The sequence below is a fragment of the Verminephrobacter aporrectodeae subsp. tuberculatae At4 genome (assembly GCF_000193225.1).
Lineage (GTDB): Bacteria > Pseudomonadota > Gammaproteobacteria > Burkholderiales > Burkholderiaceae_C > Acidovorax > Acidovorax aporrectodeae.
In genome coordinates, this window is the sequence record NZ_AFAL01000459.1 from 1 (window position 1) to 3775 (window position 3775).

The window sequence follows — 3775 nt, forward strand, 5'->3', positions numbered from 1 at the left end:
CCAATGCCCAGTTTGTTGTCGCTGATCGTGATCACGGCAGTGAGGTTTGTGGTGTGTGTCATCGAATTCCTTTATTGGTGGGTGGGTGCTGGATGGAACGGGGGTATCTGTCCCCTGGGGTCAGATTCGGTGGTTTGCCTTGCCCCATGCGCAGCCCCGGAGAAAAGCCGGTGCTTGGCCTGGCTTTATGGGGATTGGTGCGGGCAGGCCGCCACGGTGGGGCCTCCCGGTAGCAGGCAGGGGGGTGGCCGCGTGGCACAACGACCTCTTCAGAAGGTCGGCCTTCGGCATGTGCAGCAAACCCCGCCTTCCGCTGAGTTGGCAGGCGCGTGCAGGGGCAGGCAGGTTTCGCATGTCACGTATCATAAAGTGACAAACGGTGAGATTTATGCCTGCCAGGTAACCAGATCCATTTTTATGGCGAAAATCCCCAATAAACGGGCAGCTACGGAATCATTGAGCACCCGCTGGCAAGCGGGGCGCGATCCCCATGGCTTGCGCCATGGGGATCGCAGCGGAATCATGGGGTGGGTCTTGACCCGGGACTGCCGGGCAGGCCGACCCCAAGGCCCTCAGAACCAGAACCCGCCATGCGCCACGTCCGACGCCTGGCCCACGATGGACAGCGGCATCTGCGCTGCGGCGCCGGGCGCGGTGATGCTGCCGTTGGCCTGGCCGTCGGCGTCGAACGCTCCGCCGTCGGTGATCGTGAAGTCCAGCCGCAGCCGCCCGCCCTCGTCCACCATCTTGCCGCCGTAAGGGCTGCTCGCCAGGTTCACCCAGGTGCCGCCGTGGTCTTGCAGCCAGTAGCCGTTGGCGCCGATCTTCGGGTCCACGTACAGGCTGAAGGTCTCGGTGCTGCCGGCGGTCTCCAGCGTGGCCTTGAAGCTCGTCAGCGCGATGGGCGTCTCCAGCGCCTTGGGCGTTTGGGCGGGCGCTGCCTTTTGCTCCAGGCTGGTGATGCGGGTGGTGCTGCCCAAGGGGACCTTGCCGCCCTGGCTGTCTGCGACCAGGGTCACCGAGGTGCCGGAACCGCTGCTGGTCTTGGCGCTGAAGGAAGTGACTGCGGCCTGCGTGCTGTCCTGGATGCCGTCGTTGTTGCCGTCGCCGGTGGCGGAGCCCCTGGGGCCGATGGCCTGATTTTCCTGCGCGTCGGGCACGCCGTCGTGGTCCGCATTGGGTGCGCCGGGGTCGTGTTCCGGTGTGGGTGCGGGCGCGGGTCCGGGTCCGGGTCCGGGCGCGGGTCCGGGCGCCGGTGCGGGCGCGGGCGTGAAGTTGTTCACGGCCTCGTTGCGCAAGTCCGCCGCGGCGTTGCCGGCCGCGTCCTGTATCGCGTCGTCGCCGGTCGCCGGCTTGGTGTAGCTGAGCGTGAGCTTCTCGCCGTTGGCCACGGCGCGGCTCAGCGTCAGCGTGACGGTCTTGCCCATGATGGCAACGTCGCTCACGCTGATGGCCGCAGCGCCGGGACTGCTCAGCGCAAACGCCGATGCGGGCGCGGTGTAGTTTGCGTTCAGGTGGTTTGCATCGGCGTAGTGGAGCTCCAGCTGGTTGCCGTTGACCGAGGCGTCGATGAACAGCGGGGCCGCGGTGTCTGCTTTTTGCGCGGGCGTGTTGTTCGTCACCTCCTGGTCGCTGAAGTTCACTGCGTCGTTGCCCGCAGCGTCCTGCACCACGGCGCCGGATGCGGGCTTGGTGTAGCTGAGCTTCACCGTCTCCACGCTGGTTACGGCGCGGCTCAGCGTCAGGGTGACGGTCTTGGCCGCCCCGTTCACCACGGCGCTGCGCACGGGAATGGCCGTGCCCGGGGTGCTGCTGACCGCAAAGCCTGCGCTGCCCGCGAGCGCTGCCGGGTCCAGGGTGCCCGCTTCGGTGTACGTGAGCACCAGCTGGTCGCCGGTGACCGTGGCGCTGTGGAACACCGGGGGTGTGGTGTCGGGTGGTGTGTTGTTGATGACAGTCCGGCTGCTGAAGTCCACAGCGTCGTTGCCGACAGCGTCCCGCACCACGGCGCCGGATGTGGGTTTGGTGTAGCTGACGGTGACCGTCTCCACGCTGGTGACGGCGCGGCTGAGCGTGAGGGTGACGGTCTTGTCCGTTGCGTTCACCACGGCGCTGCGCACGGTAATGGCGGTGCCCGGGGTGCTGCTGACCGTAAAGCCTGCGTTGTCCGCGAGCGCTGCCGGGTCCAGGGTGCCCGCTTCGGTGTAAGTGAGCACCAGCTGGTCGTCGGTGACCGTGGCGCTGTGGATCGCCGGGGGTGTGGTGTCGGGTGGTGTGTTGTTGATGACAGTCCGGCTGCTGAAGTCCACTGCGTCGTTGCCGGCAGCGTCCTGCACCACGGCGCCGGATTCGGGTTTGGTGTAGCTGACGCTCACCGTCTCCACGCTGGTGACGGCGCGGCTGAGCGTGAGGGTGACGGTCTTGTCCGCTGCGCTCACCACGGCGCTGCGCACGGTAATGGCGGTGCCCGGGGTGGTGCTGACCGCAAAGCCCGCGTTGCCCGCGAGCGCTGCCGGGTCCAGGGTGTTGGTTTCGGTGTACGTGAGCACCAGCTGGTCGCCGTTGACCGTGGCGGTGTTGATCACCGGGGGCGTGGTGTCTGCTGGCGCGGGCGTGTTGTTGGTCACGGCCTGGTCACTGAAGCTCACTGCGTCGTTGCCGACTGCGTCCTGTATCACGGCGCCGGATGTGGGTTTGGTGTAGCTGACTTTCACCGTCTCAGCCTGGGTCACGGCGCGGCTCAGCGTGAGCGTGACGGTCTTGGCCGTTGCGTTCACCACGGCGCTGCGCACGGTAATGGCCGTGCCTGCGGTGTTGCTGACCGTAAAGCCTGCGTTGTCCGTCAGTGCGGCCCCGTCCAGGGTGGTTCCTTCGACGTACGTGAGCACCAACTGGTCGCCGTTGACCGTGGCGCTGCCGAGCGTGGGCGCGCTGAGCGTGGGCGGGACGGTGTCGATGGTAAACACCCCTTCGGAATGGAAGGTCCCTGAGCCCCGATTGCCGGCGGCATCTGTCACCTTGGCAAGGTCCAGGGAGACGTATTCACCGGTGCTCTCCACGTTCTTGTTCGCTATCAGGAAGGCGTAGTAGTGCTTGGGATTGTCGGGGTCCTGCGTCAATCCTTCGTCGGACTCGGTGGACCAGTAGGTATTCTTCGGAATGGTGCAGTCGGAGAGGCTGAAACTCGACGCCAGGGGCGCTTCGTTGAACTCGAAATGCACCCTGGTCGCCAGGAAATTCTCGACCGTATCGCCGGCCACAATGCGCAGAACGTATCCATTGCGGTCGGACGTGTGTCCCTGGGCCCAAATTTTGACGGAATTAACAGCCATGATGTTTCCTTTCAAGAAGGGGGTGATGTACGGATACGTATTTGGCGTGCTCACTGCGTGGAATTGACTCCACAGGACACCCGCCTAACAAAATGGCGCATATTTAAACACGGTCCGACGATGCATCTGTTGCCCCGGTGCCCTTCGCGCTCGGCCGCCTCGCGCAGGCGACCATGTGCCCACACCATGCCGGCGAATGCGGCGCCAACCCGGGAGCCCCTTCGGGTTCAAGCCGTCCGCCGGGGCGGACAGGCTTGGGCAGCCGCTGTCCAGGCCCCGCGCGGCACCGTCAGAACCAGAGGCCGCCCGCCGCGTCCGGCGCCTGGCCCACGATGGACAAGGCCATCTGCGCTGCGGCGCCGGGCGCGGTGATGCTGCCGTTGGCTTGGCCGTCGGCGTCGAACGCTCCGCCGTCGGTGATCGTGAAGTCCAGCCGCAGCCGC

2 protein-coding genes are annotated in these 3775 nt (G+C 66.1%); both read right to left on the reverse strand.

Annotation, left to right across the window (positions count from 1 at the left end):
- Positions 1 to 572: 572 nt before the first annotated feature.
- Positions 573 to 3332 (reverse strand): SwmB domain-containing protein, encoded by a 2760-nt coding sequence (locus VTU_RS0114905; RefSeq protein WP_010105534.1) that lies wholly within the window; start codon positions 3330 to 3332, stop codon positions 573 to 575.
- Positions 3333 to 3621: 289 nt separating this feature from the next.
- Positions 3622 to 3771 carry a choice-of-anchor U domain-containing protein gene (locus tag VTU_RS35550; protein WP_322835863.1) on the reverse strand — a complete coding sequence of 50 codons (150 nt, stop codon included), beginning with the start codon at positions 3769 to 3771 and terminating at the stop codon, positions 3622 to 3624.
- Positions 3772 to 3775 lie beyond the last annotated feature (4 nt).